General features: G+C 63.4%; 14 protein-coding genes. All 14 read left to right on the top strand.

Features of this window, described 5'->3' with window-relative positions:
• Positions 1–1,629, top strand: a complete 1,629-nt coding sequence (locus tag ABVV53_RS10460) for a nitrite/sulfite reductase (protein ID WP_353984371.1) — start codon at positions 1–3, stop codon at positions 1,627–1,629.
• Positions 1,630–1,676: 47 nt separating this feature from the next.
• On the top strand, positions 1,677–2,108 hold the full coding sequence (locus ABVV53_RS10465; protein ID WP_353984372.1) for a DUF934 domain-containing protein: 432 nt from the start codon (positions 1,677–1,679) through the stop codon (positions 2,106–2,108).
• A gap of 207 nt (positions 2,109–2,315) precedes the next feature.
• Positions 2,316–3,155 (top strand): phosphoadenylyl-sulfate reductase, encoded by an 840-nt coding sequence (locus tag ABVV53_RS10470; RefSeq protein WP_353984373.1) that lies wholly within the window; start codon positions 2,316–2,318, stop codon positions 3,153–3,155.
• A gap of 103 nt (positions 3,156–3,258) precedes the next feature.
• Positions 3,259–4,068, top strand: coding sequence for an SDR family oxidoreductase (locus ABVV53_RS10475; protein ID WP_353984374.1), 810 nt, complete (start codon positions 3,259–3,261; stop codon positions 4,066–4,068).
• Between the two features lie 321 nt (positions 4,069–4,389).
• On the top strand, positions 4,390–6,495 hold the full coding sequence (locus ABVV53_RS10480) for a putative bifunctional diguanylate cyclase/phosphodiesterase (protein ID WP_353984375.1): 2,106 nt from the start codon (positions 4,390–4,392) through the stop codon (positions 6,493–6,495).
• Positions 6,496–6,593: 98 nt separating this feature from the next.
• Positions 6,594–7,676, top strand: a complete 1,083-nt coding sequence (locus tag ABVV53_RS10485; protein WP_353984376.1) for a putative urea ABC transporter substrate-binding protein — start codon at positions 6,594–6,596, stop codon at positions 7,674–7,676.
• 40 nt (positions 7,677–7,716) lie between these two features.
• Positions 7,717–8,532: an ABC transporter permease gene (locus ABVV53_RS10490; protein ID WP_353984415.1), complete on the top strand. Its 816-nt coding sequence runs from the start codon at positions 7,717–7,719 to the stop codon at positions 8,530–8,532.
• Entirely contained in the window at positions 8,529–9,326 is a 798-nt protein-coding gene (locus tag ABVV53_RS10495; RefSeq protein WP_353984416.1) for an ATP-binding cassette domain-containing protein, read from the top strand. The genes ABVV53_RS10490 and ABVV53_RS10495 overlap by 4 nt, the downstream gene beginning before the upstream one ends.
• Positions 9,323–9,802 carry a CopG family ribbon-helix-helix protein gene (locus ABVV53_RS10500; RefSeq protein ID WP_353984377.1) on the top strand — a complete coding sequence of 160 codons (480 nt, stop codon included), beginning with the start codon at positions 9,323–9,325 and terminating at the stop codon, positions 9,800–9,802. Before ABVV53_RS10495 ends, ABVV53_RS10500 begins: the two co-directional genes overlap by 4 nt.
• Positions 9,799–10,623 carry an urea amidolyase associated protein UAAP1 gene (locus ABVV53_RS10505; RefSeq protein ID WP_353984378.1) on the top strand — a complete coding sequence of 275 codons (825 nt, stop codon included), beginning with the start codon at positions 9,799–9,801 and terminating at the stop codon, positions 10,621–10,623. Before ABVV53_RS10500 ends, ABVV53_RS10505 begins: the two co-directional genes overlap by 4 nt.
• A gap of 18 nt (positions 10,624–10,641) precedes the next feature.
• Positions 10,642–11,280, top strand: a complete 639-nt coding sequence (locus ABVV53_RS10510; protein WP_353984379.1) for an urea amidolyase associated protein UAAP2 — start codon at positions 10,642–10,644, stop codon at positions 11,278–11,280.
• 8 nt (positions 11,281–11,288) lie between these two features.
• On the top strand, positions 11,289–14,882 hold the full coding sequence (uca, locus tag ABVV53_RS10515; protein ID WP_353984380.1) for an urea carboxylase: 3,594 nt from the start codon (positions 11,289–11,291) through the stop codon (positions 14,880–14,882).
• Positions 14,879–16,648 (top strand): allophanate hydrolase, encoded by a 1,770-nt coding sequence (gene atzF, locus ABVV53_RS10520; RefSeq protein ID WP_353984381.1) that lies wholly within the window; start codon positions 14,879–14,881, stop codon positions 16,646–16,648. The genes uca and atzF overlap by 4 nt, the downstream gene beginning before the upstream one ends.
• 42 nt (positions 16,649–16,690) lie before the next feature.
• Positions 16,691–17,620, top strand: coding sequence for a Vgb family protein (locus ABVV53_RS10525; RefSeq protein ID WP_353984382.1), 930 nt, complete (start codon positions 16,691–16,693; stop codon positions 17,618–17,620).
• Positions 17,621–17,632: the final 12 nt, after the last annotated feature.

Raw genomic sequence — 17,632 nt, forward strand, 5'->3', positions numbered from 1 at the left:
ATGTATAAATACGACCAGTACGACCAGCAGATGGTCGACACCCGCGTCGCCGAATTCGCCGACCAGGTGCGCCGCCGCCTCTCGGGCGAGCTGACGGAAGAGCAGTTCCGCCCCTTGCGCCTGCAGAACGGGCTCTACCTCCAGCTTCATGCCTACATGCTGCGTGTCGCAGTGCCTTATGGCACGCTCAGCTCCACGCAGATGCGGATGCTGGGTGATATCGCGGACAAGTACGACCGCGGCTACGGGCACTTCACTACGCGCCAGAACATCCAGTACAACTGGATCAAGCTGGAAGACACGCCGCAAATCCTGGCTGATCTCGCCAGTGTCGAGATGCACGCCATCCAGACCAGCGGCAACTGCATCCGCAACATCAGCTCCGACCAGTACGCCGGCGCCGCCGCGGACGAGATCATCGACCCGCGCCCTTATGCCGAGCTGCTGCGCCAGTGGTCCAGCTTCCATCCCGAATTCCTGACGCTGCCGCGCAAGTTCAAGATCGCGGTGATCGCCAGCGACGTAGACCGCGCGGCGATGAAGCTGCACGACATCGGCATCCAGATGGTGAAGAACGCTGCCGGTGAAATCGGCGCCCAGTTCTACGTCGGTGGCGGCATGGGCCGCACGCCGATGATCGGTCCGATGATCCGCGAGTTCGTGCCGCTCGACCAGCTCATCACCTATTCCGAGGCGTGCCTGCGCGTGTACAACCGCTACGGCCGGCGCGACAACAAGTACAAGGCGCGGATCAAGATCCTCGTCCATGAACTCGGCAAGGAAGAATACACCCGCCAGGTCGAGGAAGAGTTCCAGCACCTGCTGAGCCAGGGTATCGAGCCGCCGCTCGCCGAGCTGGAGCGGATCAAGCAGTACTTCCTCGACCCCGCTTACGAGACGGGTCTTTCGGACGAGCTGGACCTCAGCGATCCCGACTTCCGCCTATGGGTCGAGCGCAACACGCAAGCTCACAAGCAGGCCGGCTACATCATCGCGACGGTCAGCCTGAAGCCGGTCGGCGGCATTCCTGGCGATGCCACGGCAGACCAGATCCGCCTGATGGCCGACATCGCCAAGGAATACAGCTTCGACGAGCTGCGGGTCACGCACGCGCAGAACATTGTTTTCCCGCATGTGCGCAAGGCCGACCTCTACACGCTGTGGAAGAAGCTGGATGCGGCCGATCTCGGCACCGCCAACCTCGATTTGATGGGCGACATCATCGCTTGTCCGGGCCTCGACTACTGCAGCCTCGCCAACGCGCGCTCGATCCCGGTGGCGCAGAAGATCTCCGAACGCTTCGCCACGAGGCAGGATGAGATCGGCGAGATGAAGCTGAAGATCTCCGGCTGCATCAACGCTTGCGGTCACCACCACGCCGGCCACATCGGCATCCTGGGCGTCGACCGTAAGGGCAAGGAGAACTATCAGCTCCTGCTCGGCGGGTCCGAGGGCGCGGACACGTCGCTCGGGCAGATCACCGGCCCTGGCTTCGACGAGGACGGCATCGTCGACGCAGTCGACAAGGCGACGCAAGTCTACCTCGCGCAGCGCGAGCAAGGCGAACGCTTCCTCGATACGTACCGCCGCATCGGCATGGCTCCCTTCAAGGAGGCGCTGTATGGCTAAGTGGCCCGATCCCATCCGTCCCACGCGCCTGAACAAGAAAGCAGCCCATGTCTGACGTGCAGTTCCGCTTCCGTGACGATGAGCTGGTGACCGATCCGGCGGTGACGGTCGATGCTTTCGCCGAGCAGACCAATGCGACTGCCGTTCGCATCGAGCCGGGCGATGACGCACGCGAACTGCTGCCGTACCTGGACCGGCTGCGCCTGATCGAGGTCAACTTCCCTGCCTGGACCGACGGGCGCGGCTACTCCTCGGCCCGCGTGCTGCGCGAGGCCGGCTTCACCGGTGAAATCCGCGCGGTGGGCGACGTCGTGATCGACATGCTCAGCCATCTGAAACGTTGTGGATTCGACGCCTTCGCGCCCGAGAGGCCGCTCAACCCCGATGACGCGCAAGCCGCGTTCGATCGCTGGGATGACGTCTACCAGGCCGCTGCGGACCAGCGCCAGCCGATCTGGGCCAAGCGCCACCCCGCCTGAGCATCAACCGTCCCTCGCCTCCCGCGCAAGACCGCGGGATGACGAGGGTCGCGGCGCGCTGCACGTCGGGGCACCGTCTCCCGCGTTGAAAACCAAGCTAAACCCCCTGCTCCTTTTTCTTCGTCGACTCCGCGGTACCCATAACCCATTTGATCATGGCGACAGTAGACACCCGCAAGGGCGAATGCCCAGAAGGGACCAGGTACCATGTACAACGCGCTTGAAGGCAAGCCCGAACAGAACCGCGCCGAACAGCGCAGCCCCGAACGCGTCCGCGACCGGATTGATAGCTCGCCGCGCTTCCAGGACTCGGATGCGGTGCGCCTCAACCGCCTTTTCCGCGGTGCCGAGACGGTCGAGATGCTCGAGACCCTGCTTCGCGAGCGGATGGCAGGCGACGTTGCGATCGTGTCCAGCTTCGGCGCCGAGAGCGCGGTCCTGCTGCACCTCGTCAGCAGGGTGGACCCGAACGTACCGGTGCTGTTCCTCGAGACCGGCAAGCACTTCCCGGAGACTCTCGCTTATCGGGATGAACTGGTCTCGCGCCTCGGTTTGACCGATCTGCGCGATCTGGTGCCCGATCCAGAGGATCTCGCCAAGCGAGACGAGAGCGGCCTTCGCTGGTCCTATGACCCCGACGGTTGCTGCGAGATCCGCAAGGTCAAGCCGCTGGCCAGGGCTCTGGCGCAGTTCGACGCTTCGATCACCGGCCGCAAGGCGTTTCAGGCTTCGACGCGCTCCAGCCTCCCGCGCTTCGAGATCGACACCACCGATGCGCAGGGCCGTCTCAAGATCAACCCTCTGATCGACTGGGCGCCCGAGACCATCGCCGCCTATATTGCCGAGCATGACCTACCCGCGCATCCCCTTGTCGCAGCAGGGTATCCCTCGATCGGCTGCTCGCCCTGCACCAGCAAGGTGGCACCTGGCGAAGACCCGCGATCGGGCCGCTGGAAGGGTTGGGACAAGACCGAGTGCGGCATCCACGTTCCCGGTCGGGACGGGGATAACGGCGATGTGCCTCCGGGCTACGACCCCGTCTTCTGACCGGGCAATCCGCGCTGGGATCGCCCGGGCGTAAAGACGCGCTTTCTCCTTGTGTCGGCGGCTGCAGCGATGCAGCCTCTCGGCAAGACGGAGAGGATGCAAGATGAACGAGGCGGATCACCCACAAGGCGCGATCATCATTACTGGCGCCGCCGGCGGGATGGGCAAGCCTGCGGCTCTTCGAATGGCCGATCGGGCTCGGCCCTTGATCCTGAGCGACGTCTCCGCCGAGAAGCTTGAAGTGCTTGCCAGCGATCTGCGTGCGCAGGGAGCCCGCGTAGCGACGCTGACGGGAGACATCGCCGACGCCCGCTTTCCCGAGCGGCTGGTGGAGCTGCTGGAAGGCCAGTCGATTTCGGCCCTCATCCACACGGCTGGGCTTTCGCCGACGATGGGAGATGGGCAACGTATCCTGGACGTCAATTACTTTGGCACCGAACGCTTGCTCGACGGCTTGGCGGCCCGAATGGCGCCGGGCGGATGCGCAGTGCTCATCTCATCCATTTCCGGCTATATGATCACGCAGCCAACGATGATCGCCGCGGTCCGCGCTATGGTGCACGAGGATCGCAGGGATGCGGTCGCCGCTTACACGCAGACGCCGCAGATGGCCTATCCGATATCGAAGCTGGGGGTCATGCTGCTGGTCGCGCGTGAGGCGAATCGCTTCGGAGCGAAAGGGGCGCGAATCGTTTCCATCGCTCCCGGCTATATCGACACTGAAATGGGCCGGGCGGAAGCCAGCGCCAGCGAACAAATGCGTGCGATGATGGAACGCGTGTCGCTCGGCCGAATGGGTGCGGGCGATGAGATCGCTGCGGTCGCGGAGTTCCTCTGCACGCGCGCGGCGTCGTACGTCACGGGGTGCGACATCAAGGTGGATGGCGGGGCGATCGCCGAACTTGGCTTGTAACCTAAGCAGCCGGGCACCGTCGCGATGATGTTGTTATGAAAGCATCTTCTAAGCACCCGGGGCGAGAAGCTCTCGTCATCTCATGGACACATATCGAAGCGGGCCAGAATCGAGCGGTCGAAGGAGACGGTGACGCTTTACGCATACGGAAGCGCGCTGACAGCAAATGGCCTGCTGCTGGGCCGCCGAATTGCTACAGTTTTGAGGCAGTTTTTTGGCAGAATCCCGCCGAAAAATCCGTTGACGAGGTGATATCTTGTCAACCTTAGACCCGTAGGTGAGCCCCGCGCAGTTCGGGCCGCGCCAAAAGGGGTTGCCACCATGTTTCGGAAAGTCACAGCTGTTCTCGCAAGACTACGGGAAGGCGTCCTCGGCTCTCTCGAGCGACGTCTGCTCGGTGCGTTGATACTGATCATCATCTCGACAGTCGCTCTTCAGGTCGTGTCGCAAAGCCGCGCGCTGGCACTGCGCAGCGAAAGCGAGGATCTTGGCACCTCCATCTCCATGGCCGAGCACAGCGGCCAGTTGCTCAAGCTGGTAGTTCGCTTCCGCCTCCTGTCACACAAGGCTGCTGGTACGGCAGATCCCGATGCAGCCGCCACGTCGGACGAACTCACCGACGCCGCAATGGAGATTGGCCAAGCCGTGAACAACTTGCGGCTCGACGGCGCGCAAGCTTTCGACTGGAGTTCCGAACGCGCGGCCTTCGAGGATCTGGACCGCGTCGTCGCGGCGGTGATGGCGCCGGCTCCCGGTTCGAACGCAGGCGAAGACCGCGTCGACGCCATGCTCGCGGCCGCCGCCATTCTGGCAGAAGAGTCGCAGCTAAGGCGCGACAAGGCCTATGCCCAACTTGAGCGCTCGACCCATGACTGGCACTCGCAAGTGATCGTGATCGGCACGATCATCCTCCTCGTCGCGCTTGGCGTCTTGGTGGATGTCATGCGCAATATCTTGCCTGCCCTGCGGCGCATGCACGGAGCACTGCATCGGCTCGCCGAAGGCGAACTCGAGTTCGGCATTGAAAAGTTCAAGCTGCGCGAACTGAATGCACTGTCGATCCCGCTGGAGACATTTCGCCGCAATGCCTTGCAAGTGCGCAATCTCGCCTTCACCGACCCGGCGACCGGACTTCCGAACCGTCGTGCCTTCATCGAGCGCAGCACTCGACGCCTTCGCAAGACCGCTGGAGAAGGCTCCGCCTTCGTTGTTGCGTTTGACATCGATCGGTTCAAGTTCGTCAACGATGACTATGGCCACGCCGCAGGTGACACATTGGTGCGGCTCATGGGCGAGCGCGTACTTCGCTTCCTGGGCGAAGATGCCCTGATCGCGCGCGTGGGCGGTGACGAATTCGCGATTTTCTGCACGACGGCCGACGGCACCACGCCGACAACGCTCTGCAGCGCCTTGGCCGCACACATGCGCAAGCCTTTTGAATTCGACGGCTACTCGATTGCCGTGACGATCTCAGCAGGGTTCATCGAGGTTGCAGCCGGCAGTAGCGACGACATAAACCTTCTGCTCAATCGCGCTGACCTGGCTCTGTATGCGTCAAAGCGCGAGGGTCGCAACCGGGTCACGCCCTTCACGGACGACCTTGAGGACGAGCGCGATCTGGCTCGTGCCCTTGAGCGCGACCTCGCCGAGGCGCTCACGACCGGCGAACTTCGCGTTGTCTACCAGCCGATCTATTCGGCTTCGGACGGCGCCGATGAAGTGGAAGCGCTGGTCCGGTGGCGGCATCGGCTGCTCGGTGACATCTCACCTGCCAGGTTCATTCCCGCGGCAGAACGCTCCGGCCTAATGCCACAGCTCGGCGCCTGGATCATCGAGCGAGCGCTGTCTGATCTCTCTGGATGGAACGGCTTGGCGATGAGCCTCAATCTTTCGCCTTTGCAGCTTCAGCAGGACGGCTTTGTCAGCTTCCTGCTTGAGTGTTGCCGTAAGAACCAGATCCAGCCGGAGCGGGTCTACCTCGAAGTAACCGAGACGATTTCCATCGAGCGCAATACCCGCGCACTGCTTACGCTCGAACTGTTAAGGAGCGCGGGCTTCCGGATCGCGCTCGACGATTTCGGAACCGGCTACTCCTCGCTTTGTATGATGAAGACGTTTGATTTCGACCGTCTCAAGCTCGACCGCTCACTGGTAGAAGATGTCGGCACCAACGCCACATCGATGGCAGTCTTCCACGCCGCCGTGAACATGGCGCGCCAGATTGGTGCCGAAGTGGTCGCCGAGGGTGTATCGGAAGAACATCTTGTCGCCACCGCATCAGAAGCGGGCTGCACACACCTGCAGGGTTTCCATCTCAGCGCGCCAGTAGAAGCAAACATGGTCGAGCGCGTCTTCGCTGCCACCGCCGATTGGAAAGCAGACGCGCGCGGTCCAGCAACCGATCCACTGCGGTGCGCGGCCGCATAAGCCCCAAAGAATAGTATTACAAATTTTCCCCTTAGTAATATCAGTGCTGGACAAGGCGGTCTCGCGGACCGATGCTGCAGTGCGAAAGGGGACGAATCATGGTGTGGTCGGTACGCAAGGCATGCAGGAGCGCATTAGCCGCCGGAGCGCTCCTCCTGGCCTCCTGTTCGCAGGGGCCGAGCGGTCCGGCAGAGCCGCGTACCGAGTTCAACATCGGATGGTCGATCTACGCGGGCTGGATCCCGTGGCCTTACGCCCAGCAAGCCGGCATCGTGAAGAAGTGGGCCGACAAGTACGGCATCAAAATCAACATCGTTCAAGTGAACGATTACGTTGAGTCGATCAATCAATACAACGCCGGCAAGTTCGATGGCGTGACCGTAACCAACATGGACGCCCTCACCATCCCTGCCGCCGGGGGCAAGGACACGAGCGCCATCATCGTCGGAGACTACTCCAACGGCAACGATGGGCTCGTCATGAAAGGGGCGGATACGCTCAGCGCTCTGAAGGGCAAGCAGGTCAATCTCGTCGAGCTTTCCGTCTCGCATTATCTGCTCGCACGCGCGGCGGAGTCTGCCGGGTTGACCCTCAGGGACATCAGGACGGTGAACACCTCGGACGCGGACATCGTCGGCGCCTTCTCCAGCCCCCACGTAACGGCCGCGGTCGCGTGGAATCCGCAGCTTTCCGTGATGAAAGCTCAGCCCAGTGCGAACCTGGCCTTCAGCTCGGCGCAGATCCCCGGCGAGATCCTCGACCTGATGGTGGTGGATACCGCCACCCTGAAGGCCACCCCTAATCTCGGGAAGGCTCTGGCGGGCATCTGGTACGAGACCGTGCAGCTCATGTTGCGTCAGGACAGCGAGGGCGAAGCGGCGCGCGCTGCGATGGCGAAGCTTGCGGGTACGGACCGGCAAACCTTCGAGGACCAGCTTTCCACCACTCATCTTTATTCTGATCCGAAAGCAGCAGTGGCCGCGACAACTTCGCCCACGCTCATGACGAACATGCAGCGGGTGCGCGACTTCAGCTTTTCCAAGGGCCTGTTCAAGGGAACGTCGTCTGCCGACGCGGTCGGCATGGCATTTCCGGGTGGCAAGACGCTCGGCGATCCGCAGCGCGTGACGCTTCGCTTCGACGTTAGCTTCATGCAGCTGGCCGCCGACGGGAAGCTGTGAAGCCTCTCCAATTCCGACTTACCAAGGTGATATGACGACCATGCGCTGGGTGAACCGTCAGCCGCGGCGAGGCGAGCGTCTGCTACTGGGCGCCCTGCCGATACTGCTCCTGCTGCTGCTCTATCTCGTCGTGGCTGCGCAGCGGCACGCGCTGAACCCGGCAGACAAGATACTGCCTTTGCCGCGCGCGATGGTCGCGGGCATGTCCGCCCTCCTCTTCGAGCGGGACCAACTGTCAGGACAGTTCGTGTTCTGGGCCGACACGCTGGCCAGCTTGCAGACCCTGGGACTGGGCCTTGCAATCTCGACGATCACCGCACTCGTAGTCGGGCTCGTGCTTGGGGTGTTGCCCCCGGTCCGCGCAACCTTTGGCCCGCTCGTCACCGGCATAGCCGTGATCCCGCCCATTGCGTTACTCCCCATTCTCTTCATCGCGCTGGGTTTAGGCGAGACGGCGAAAGTTGCTTTGATCGTGATCGGCATATCGCCGGTAATGGTTCGTGACATCACCGCACACGTTGCAGCGTTACCCAAAGAGCAGATCATCAAAGCCCAGACGCTGGGCGCCAGCAGCTGGCAAGTGATGATCCGCGTGGCCCTGCCCCAGGCCATGCCGCGCCTGCTTCAGGCGGTTCGCCTCGCACTGGGACCCGCCTGGGTATTCCTCATTTCGGCAGAGGCGATCGCGGCCGACGTCGGTCTTGGTTACCGCATCTTCCTGGTGCGCCGCTATCTCTCGATGGACGTCATCATCCCTTACGTCGCCTGGATCGCACTGCTGGCGATCCTCATGGATGTGACGCTTACCTTCCTAAGCCGTCGCTGCTTCCCTTGGGCGCATGGAGCTGGACATTGAGCGCGCTCCTCAGCCTTCGCGACGTGTGGGTCGAATATGGCGACAAGGTCGTCCTCGAACGGGTCAACCTCGACGTCGCCGCCGGCTCATTCGTGTCGGTTGTCGGTCCTTCCGGTGCTGGCAAGAGCAGCCTGCTGCGGGTTGTTTTGGGACAAGAGGCTCCAAGCCGCGGCGCCATCTTCCTCGACGACAAGCCCCTGGCGCCGGAATGCGGACCAGATCGCGGCGTGGTGTTCCAACGGTATTCCGTGTTCCCGCACTTGTCCGCGCTGCGAAATACGATGTTCGGGCTGGAATGCGTGAAGGCGCCGTTCTCAGCGCGCTTGTTCGGCAAGGCTCGCCACGCCGCGCAGCAAGAGGCAGTCGAGATGCTCAACGCTGTCGGGCTTGGAGACAGTCTGCATCTCTACCCGGCCCAGATGTCGGGGGGTATGCAGCAGCGGCTCGCGATCGCCCAGGCGCTCATTAAGCGCCCGCGCATCCTGCTTTTGGACGAGCCCTTCGGTGCGCTAGACCCAGGTATTCGGGCGGACATGCATGCCCTCATCACCAAGCTTTGGCGCGATTATTCACTCACCATAATCATGGTGACCCATGACCTGCGCGAAGCATTCTCTTTGGGAACGCGCGTCCTCGCCTTCGACAAACGCCGGCACGATCCGCACGCCCCGCATAGGTTTGGCGCCACCGCGGTTTACGACCTTCTTCTCCGCAAGCGTCCGGAAAATCTTCCGAACGAAAGCGCCGGTATTACACTTGACAACAATAGTAATACTGGAGAGGATTTGGTATGAGTTCCGAACCCGCAAGTCTGGCGCGGCTCAGTATGAGCCTTCCCGCTGACCTCTTCCGACAACTGGACATGATGGTGGAGGAGCGCGGGCTTCCTTCCCGCTCACAGCTGATCGCCGAGTTGATCCGGCATGCTCTTGCAGAACACGAAGCCTTCATTCGCCCGGATGAGATGCTCGCTGGCACGATCACGCTCGTCTATCGCGCCGATAGCGGTCGCGTCCGGCACCAGCTTGCCGAAATGCAGGCGGACTACCTTAAAGAAGTCATCTCCGCACAGCACGTGTTCCTGGAAGAGGACCAGTCGCTGGAGGTTCTCCTCGTGCAAGGCCCCGCCGTGCGGCTGAAAGAACTGTGCGACGCTCTGCGCAGAGTGCGCGGGGTACAGCAACTCCAGCTCGTCACCACCACCGCCTTGCTGCCGCCGCTCCACGAACAGGAAGGTGCCAGCGGCAAACCCATCGGAGCCTCTGCATGATAGAGACACTGGCAAACCCCATGGCGGCTCGCGACCATGCCCGCGCCATGGCGGGCACCGTGGTCGAGGCGATGCCAGTCCTGCCGCCCGTCGCCAAGGACCTCCCCGCCGGTGTCTCCCCCGGCGATCTGCTCTGGGAAGAGACTATCGCCGCCGGTGGTTACGCCACAAGACGGCTGTCGCGCGGATCGCAGCTGCGCCTCATTGACATCAAGGGAGACGCGTGCGCCTCGCTGCTAATCTTCAACGCGGAAATGCCTTCGGAGCGGCTCAACGTCGCTGATACCGTGAAGGTCCAGTGGAATGCCTATCTGGGAGCAGGCAAGCTGCTGCTGTCCGACATGGGCCGCGTGTTGATGAGCATGCTGGAGGATAGCGCAGGCACACACGACACGTTCTGCGGTACGTCCAATGCTGCCACCAATGCCGCCAAGTACGGCGACGGTCGGAACAGCGGTACCCGCCCCAACGGTCGTGACAGGTTCCTGCTCGGCGCCGCAAAACACGGCTTGCAGCCGCGCGACGTCCATCCGTGTGTTAACCTGTTCAAAGGCACCCGGATCGAGACAGACGGAACGATTACGCCCCTCGTGGGACCGTTCGAACCCGATCGTTCCGTTACCCTGCGCGCCGAGATGGACGTGATCGTCGTCCTCGCGAACTGTCCCCACGTGCTTGACCCGCGCGAGGAGTGGACCGCCACGCCCCTCCGCGTGACGGCTTGGCGCGGTGACCCGGCACCCACCGATGATCCCGTTCGCAATGCGACACCTGAGGGGCTGCGCGCCTTCCAGAACGTCGAAGATTATTTCCGCCGCTAAGGAAGGACCAGGCCGAACATGAGCGCCGACCCCCACCTCTCCGGCCTGTCCGGCACCGTGCTGCACGACGAGATCGTACCCGCTCTCGCGCCTTGGCTGTACCATGTCGCTGCCGGCGAGACGTTGCGCATCGTCGACCTTGAGGGCAATCAGGCCGTCGACTTCCTGCTCTACTCCGCCGCCGATGACACAGAGCGCTACAGCGCGCAGGATACTGTCGCCGCCCAGGGCAACCTGTTCCTCCGTGAAGACACGGTGCTGCGCTCCAACGAGGGTCGCCCGATGATGACCATCACCGCGAGCGCCATCCCTTATCACGACACGATCGGCGGCGCCTGCTCGTGTGAATCGAACACGCTTCGCTACGGCCACCACACTAAGGCGCAGCACGCCTGCGTCGAGAACTTCCTGGAAGCCAACCTCCTGGAGGGGCGCGGCAAGCGGGACATCGTTTCCAACATCAACTTCTTCATGAACGTACCGGTGGAGCCGGACGGGTCGCTGGGCATCGTCGACGGGTTATCCGCGCCGGGCCTAACCGTTGATCTGCGGGCGGAAATGGACGTCGTCGTCGTCGTCTCCAACTGCCCGCAGATCAACAACCCCTGCAATGCGTTCAACCCGACTCCCGTGCGCATGATCGTGACCTCCGCATGAGCCGGGGCATGAGCTTCGACACGGTCCTGATCGCCAACCGCGGGGCGATCGCCACTCGCATCATTCGGACATTGCGCAGCATGGGCCTGCGCTCGGTTGCTGTCTACTCGGAAGCCGATGCGGGCTCCCTGCATGTGTCGCAAGCCGACGAGGCCGTCTGCATCGGCGCAGCGCCCGCCACGGAAAGCTACCTCAATGGGGCTGCCATTCTGGATGCGGCAAAAGCGACCGGTGCCGGCGCCATCCACCCCGGCTATGGCTTCCTGGCCGAGAACGCCGAGTTCGCGGAAGCCTGCGCTGCCGTGGACATCGCATTTATCGGCCCGACGCCAGAAAACATCCGCACCTTCGGTTTGAAGCACAGCGCCCGCGCACTGTCCGCAAGCCTTGATGTCCCGCTTGCTCCCGGCACCAACCTCCTGACGGACGAGGAGGAAGCGGCAAACGCTGCGCGGGAGATCGGCTTCCCGATCATTCTCAAGGCGACCGCGGGCGGCGGCGGCATCGGCATGCGCGTTTGCGAGGACGAAGCTGCAACACGCGAGAGCTTTGCCGCGGTGGCGCGCCTTGGCGAAGGAAATTTCGGCGATGCCGGCGTGTTCCTGGAACGCTACATCCGCCGTGCCCGCCACGTCGAAGTGCAGATCTTCGGTGATGGCCAAGGGCGCGTCATGGCTCTGGGCGAGCGCGATTGCTCTCTGCAGCGCCGCAACCAGAAGGTCGTCGAGGAAGCGCCCGCTCCTCTCCTGCCCGAGGACGTACGCCGCGAACTGATCGCCTCGGCAATACGCCTGGGCCAGGCGGCACGCTATCGGTCGGCCGGGACCGTGGAGTTCCTCTACGACACCGACCGCCGCGAGTTCTACTTTCTCGAGATGAACACGCGCCTGCAGGTGGAGCATGGCGTGACCGAGGAAGTTACCGGCATCGACCTCGTCGAATGGATGATCCGAGGCGCCGCAGGCGACTTCGCCTTCCTCGATGGCGAGCCGCCCAAGCTGCAAGGTCACTCAGTACAAGTGCGCCTCTACGCAGAAGACCCGGCCCTCGACTATCGCCCAACCTCGGGCACGCTAACATCTGTCCAGTTCCCTCCCGACGTGCGCCAGGAAACGTGGGTCATGGCGGGCAGCACCGTCAGCGCCTGGTACGATCCCATGTTGGCCAAGCTGATCGTCCGTGCGCCCACTCGCAAGGAAGCGGTCGCGGCGATGCAGGCTGCGGTCGATGGCTCCCGCATTGACGGCATCGAGACCAACTTGCGCTGGCTGCGCGATGTGGTCCGCAGCGAAGCGTTCGTCAGCGGCGAAGTCTCTACCCGTGTGCTCGACAGCATCGGTTATCATCCGCGCAGCGTTCGCGTGATCGGCGGCGGCACCGCGACGACCGTGCAGGATTGGCCCGGACGCCAGGGACTCTGGGCTATTGGCGTCCCGCCGTCGGGTCCGATGGACGATCAGTCGTTCCGCCTTGGCAACCGCCTGCTGGGCAACGCGGAGGGAACCGCCGGGCTCGAAGTCACCGTCGCCGGGCCGACCCTGCTGTTCAACGCTCCGGCGAGCATCTGCCTCACAGGCGCCGAATTCGGTGCGACACTGGACGGCGTTGCCGTCAGCCGCGGGACGGTGGTGGATGTGGAAGCCGGCCAGACTCTGACACTCGGCCGCGCCTCCGGGGGCGGCATGCGCGGCTATGTCCTGTTTGCCGGCGGCCTCGACATCGCACCTTATCTCGATAGCCGCGCTACATTCGAACTCGGCCAGTTCGGCGGCCATGCTGCACGGCGCCTGCTTGCGGGCGATACGCTGCACCTCGGCAACGAGGCGCCGCAGGAGGTCCTTCCCGCCGTTACTCTGCCGGAGCTTGGCGAGCAGTGGACTCTGCGCGTCCTTTACGGGCCGCATGGCGCACCCGACTTCTTCACCGGCGACGATATCCAAACCATCGTCGATGCCGAGTGGCAGGTGCACTACAACAGCAATCGCACCGGCGTTCGCCTGATCGGCCCCAAGCCGCACTGGGCACGGACCGATGGTGGCGAGGCGGGGCTCCATCCCTCCAATATCCACGACAACCCTTACGCCATCGGCGCCGTGGATTTCACCGGCGACATGCCGATCCTCCTCGGCCCTGACGGCCCCTCGCTGGGCGGGTTCGTCTGCCCATTCGTGGTGATCGCCGCAGATCGTTGGATGATCGGGCAGTTGCAGCCCGGTGACCGCCTCCGCTTCGCGCCCGTCACCATCGAGGACGCCAAGGCCGCCGATGCTGCGCAGCATGCGCTGCTCTCAGGCGCAGCACCGGCGCTTGCGGCACCCGCGCGTGAGATCGCGGCGCTGTCTCCCATCCTCGCCGACATTGCGGAACAGGACGAACGCCCTCGCACTGTCTACCGCCAGCAGGGCGACCGCAATATCCTGGTCGAGTACGGGCCGATCGTCTTGGATATCGAGCTGCGCATTCGCGTCCAGGCGCTGATGCAGGAGCTGGAACGCCAAGCGCTGCCCGGCATCATCGACATTGTCCCTGGCATCCGCTCGCTCCAGCTGCACTTCGATGGCAAGGCGACGGACCAAGCCGCCGCCCTCGCCGCCCTGATTGCTGCGGAAGAGCGACTGGGCGACTTGGCCGACTTCGCCATCCCGTCGCGCATCGTCCACCTGCCTCTCAGCTGGCGCGATCCGGCAATCACCGAAACGATCGAGAAGTACATCAGCGGCGTGCGCGACGACGCGCCATGGTGCCCAGACAACATCGAATTCATCCGCCGCGTCAACGGCTTGCCCGATGCAGACGCGGTGGAGAGCGTAGTGTTCGACGCCAGTTACCTCGTGCTGGGCTTGGGCGACGTCTACCTCGGTGCGCCTGTCGCCACTCCGGTTGATCCCAGGCATCGGCTGGTCACGACCAAATACAACCCGGCTCGCACTTGGACCCCCCCCAATGTTGTGGGTATCGGCGGCGCCTATATGTGCATCTACGGCATGGAGGGGCCCGGCGGCTACCAGCTGTTCGGTCGCACTATCCAGGTCTGGAACACGCACCGACAAACGGATGCCTTTGTCGACGGCAAGCCTTGGCTGCTGCGCTTCTTCGACCAGATCCGCTTCTTCCCCGTCAGCGCGGACGAATTGACTGAATGGCGCCGTGACTTTCCAGCGGGACGCCGTGCGATCCGAGCGGAGGAGTCCGAGTTCCGCCTGGCCGACTACCGTGCGTTCCTGCGCGACAGCGCGGAGTCGATCAGCGCCTTCGAAGCACAGCGCAAGGCGGCCTTTGATACGGAGCGCAGCGATTGGCAGCAACGCGGGGAGTTCGACCGCGTCACCGACGAAGAAGCCGACACTGTCGCTCCGGCCGCCATCGAGGTGCCTGAAGGCGCAGACCTCATCGAGGTGCCTTTCGGCGGCAGCGTATGGAAACTGCTCGTCTCGGTCGGAGACGAGGTGAAAGCCGGCGATACGATAGCGGTCATGGAGGCGATGAAGATGGAATTCCCCGTGGAAAGCCCCGGAACCGGTACCATTGCGGCACTCTACATGCAGGAGCGCCAGTCGCTGCAGCCCGGCGCTGCTATGCTTGCCCTGAGGCGGCACTCGTGACCGCGTTGGACCGGCGAAGCGCCGCCGCAATGGCCGCCGCCGTCAACGAGCGCCGCACCAGCGCCGTAGCCGTCGCAGAAGAGACCATTGCCCGCATCCAAGCTTACGACGCCATCCAGCCGCAAATCTGGATCAGTCGCTTCAAATCGGACGATCTCCTTGAAATGGCACGCGCCATCGACGCGCGTGTCGCATCAGGCGAAGTCCTGCCGCTGGCGGGCGTTCCTTTCGCGGTGAAGGACAACATCGACGTTGCCGGCCTCGACACCACAGCAGCCTGCCCTGCGTTCGCCTATCGGCCCGGAGCCTCCGCGACGGTCATCGACCAGTTGCTGGCAGCGGGCGCGCTCTGCGTGGGCAAAACCAACCTCGACCAGTTCGCCACCGGCTTGAACGGCTCGCGCAGTCCTTACGGGATCCCGCGCAACGCCTACAATCTGGCTTACGTGAGCGGCGGCTCCAGCGCAGGGTCGTCGGTCGCAGTGGCGGCAGGCCTCGTGCCCTTCGCCCTCGGTACCGACACTGCGGGTTCCGGACGCGTTCCTGCAGCCTTCCAGCACCTAATCGGCTTCAAGCCCAGCAAGGGTCGCTGGAGCTCGCGCGGCCTCGTGCCGGCCTGTCGCACGCTCGACTGCATCACCGTCTTCACCTCCGATACGGCCGATGCACGGCTGGTGGACGAAACCCTCGCTCACTTCGATGACGACGATCCGTTCTCTAAGCCACTCGTGGATCGAGAGATCGCCCGCAAAACGGTCGGTGTGCCCAAGCGCAGTCAGCGGGTGTTCTTCGGCGATGGAGAATCCGAGTACCTCTACGATTGCGCGCTTAAGACACTCGCCGGCTCGGCGGATATCGTCGAGATCGACTTGCCGCCGCTGCTGGAGGCGGCTCAGCTGCTCTACGGCGGACCGTGGGTGGCCGAGCGTACTGCGGCGATGGCGCAGATGCTGGCCGAAAACCCGGATGCCGTAGATCCGACGGTTCGCGAAGTGGTGGAGCAGGGCCTGAAATACAGCGCAATCGACGTGTTCAACGGCATGTACCGAATGGCCGAGCTCAAGCGCCACGCCGATATGCTCTGGCAGACAATCGACGTTCTCGCGTTCCCCACCACCGGAACCACGTATCGGGTCGCCGAGATGTTGGCAGCGCCCGTCGCGCTCAACAGCAATCTTGGCCTCTACACCAACTTCGTGAACCTCCTGGACATGGCGGCGCTGGCGGTTCCTGCGGGCATCCGCAGCAACGGCACGGGCTTTGGCGTGACCCTGATCGGACCAGCCGACACCGACCGCGCGCTGCTGGATGCGGCGGACGCGTACCTTGCGGCGGCAGACCTGCCGTCCCCACCCCCGCTCGATCTGGAGGGCAGAATGCAAACCGTGAAACTCGCTGTCGTGGGCGCACACCTGAAGGATATGCCGCTGCACTGGCAGCTCACTTCGCGCGAAGCAAAGTTCGTCGGCGCCTTCGAGACCGCATCGACCTACCGGCTCTATGCTATGGCGGACAGTGTGCCGCCCAAGCCTGCGCTGGTGCACAGCGACGACGGCGCGCCCATCGCCGTCGAAGTCTACGAACTGGGCGTTGCCGAATTCGGCAGTTTTGTGGTCGACGTGCCGGCACCACTTGCCATCGGTACGGTGACGCTTGCCGACGGCAGCAGCGTCAAAGGCTTTGTCGCCGAACCACGCGCCGTGACGGGCGCACAGGACATCACCGATCTTGGGGGATGGCGAGCTTACATGGCGCAGCGCGTCTGACCTTCAAGTCACGCCTCACTTCGAAACAGGGAGATAACAGACATGCGACATCTTCGAGCATTCGTCTCTTCGTTGGCTGTGGGGTGTGCCGCCCTGCCCGCGCTGGCACTGGCACTGGAAGAACAGGTCATCGAGGTGCCTGGCTTCGCCGATTTCCTTGCGGTCGACGGCGAAACGGTCTGGGCCACGAACGCTGGCCGGGTCGAGCGCTGGTCGCGCACGGGTAAACTGGCCGAGGTAGCGATGACGCGGCCCTGCGGCGCCATGACCATGCTCGAACAGGACTTGTGGGTTGCCGACTGCAAGGAAGGCGCGCTCATCCGGATCGACGCGCGTTCGGCAAAGAAGAGCGCCACGATCCCCACAGGGATCGCCAATCCGAAGGGTGAGCTGAACGTGGCCGCCGGTGCAGACTCGATCTGGATTGCGAGCGACGATAATGGTGTCATCTCGCGCGTGGATCCCGCCACCAATAAGGTGATCGCAAAGATCCCGGTCAATCCCGGCACCTATTACCTCACATTCGGATACGGGTCGCTCTGGGCGGTGAGCAGCAAGCAGCAGACAGTCCAACGCATCGATCCAAAGACCAACTCGGTCGTGAAGACTATCGCGCTGGGCCGGGAGCCGGGCTTCCTAGCCGCTGGCGAGGGTGCAGTTTGGGTGCAGGAACAAGGCGACGGCACCGTCGCACGCATCGACCCTCAAACCAATGACCGAGTCGGTCGGGTGAAGGTGGGCGAGACGCTCAAATACGGCGACATTGACACAGGCGGCGGCAAAGTGTGGCTGCGCACCACCGAGGATCAGACGTTTGCCGTCATAGATCCGAATTCAATGACAGTTATCGCGCGTGCCGGTAAACCCTCTGGCAGCGGCGCTCTGCGCTATACGCCCGCGGGCGTGTGGACGACAGCGCATGATCTGCACAGCATGTCTTGGTGGAGCGATCCCGCAAGCATCGGCGAGTGATCGGTTCGGCAG

Source organism: Novosphingobium kalidii (assembly GCF_040534015.1).
GTDB lineage: Bacteria > Pseudomonadota > Alphaproteobacteria > Sphingomonadales > Sphingomonadaceae > Novosphingobium > Novosphingobium kalidii.

Coding starts and splice junctions, on each gene's coding strand:
- ABVV53_RS10460 (WP_353984371.1), top strand. CDS start 1: ATGTATAAATACGACCAGTACGACCAGCAGATGGTCGACACCCGCGTC.
- ABVV53_RS10465 (WP_353984372.1), top strand. CDS start 1,677: ATGTCTGACGTGCAGTTCCGCTTCCGTGACGATGAGCTGGTGACCGAT.
- ABVV53_RS10470 (WP_353984373.1), top strand. CDS start 2,316: ATGTACAACGCGCTTGAAGGCAAGCCCGAACAGAACCGCGCCGAACAG.
- ABVV53_RS10475 (WP_353984374.1), top strand. CDS start 3,259: ATGAACGAGGCGGATCACCCACAAGGCGCGATCATCATTACTGGCGCC.
- ABVV53_RS10480 (WP_353984375.1), top strand. CDS start 4,390: ATGTTTCGGAAAGTCACAGCTGTTCTCGCAAGACTACGGGAAGGCGTC.
- ABVV53_RS10485 (WP_353984376.1), top strand. CDS start 6,594: ATGGTGTGGTCGGTACGCAAGGCATGCAGGAGCGCATTAGCCGCCGGA.
- ABVV53_RS10490 (WP_353984415.1), top strand. CDS start 7,717: ATGCGCTGGGTGAACCGTCAGCCGCGGCGAGGCGAGCGTCTGCTACTG.
- ABVV53_RS10500 (WP_353984377.1), top strand. CDS start 9,323: ATGAGTTCCGAACCCGCAAGTCTGGCGCGGCTCAGTATGAGCCTTCCC.
- ABVV53_RS10505 (WP_353984378.1), top strand. CDS start 9,799: ATGATAGAGACACTGGCAAACCCCATGGCGGCTCGCGACCATGCCCGC.
- ABVV53_RS10510 (WP_353984379.1), top strand. CDS start 10,642: ATGAGCGCCGACCCCCACCTCTCCGGCCTGTCCGGCACCGTGCTGCAC.
- uca (WP_353984380.1), top strand. CDS start 11,289: ATGAGCTTCGACACGGTCCTGATCGCCAACCGCGGGGCGATCGCCACT.
- ABVV53_RS10525 (WP_353984382.1), top strand. CDS start 16,691: ATGCGACATCTTCGAGCATTCGTCTCTTCGTTGGCTGTGGGGTGTGCC.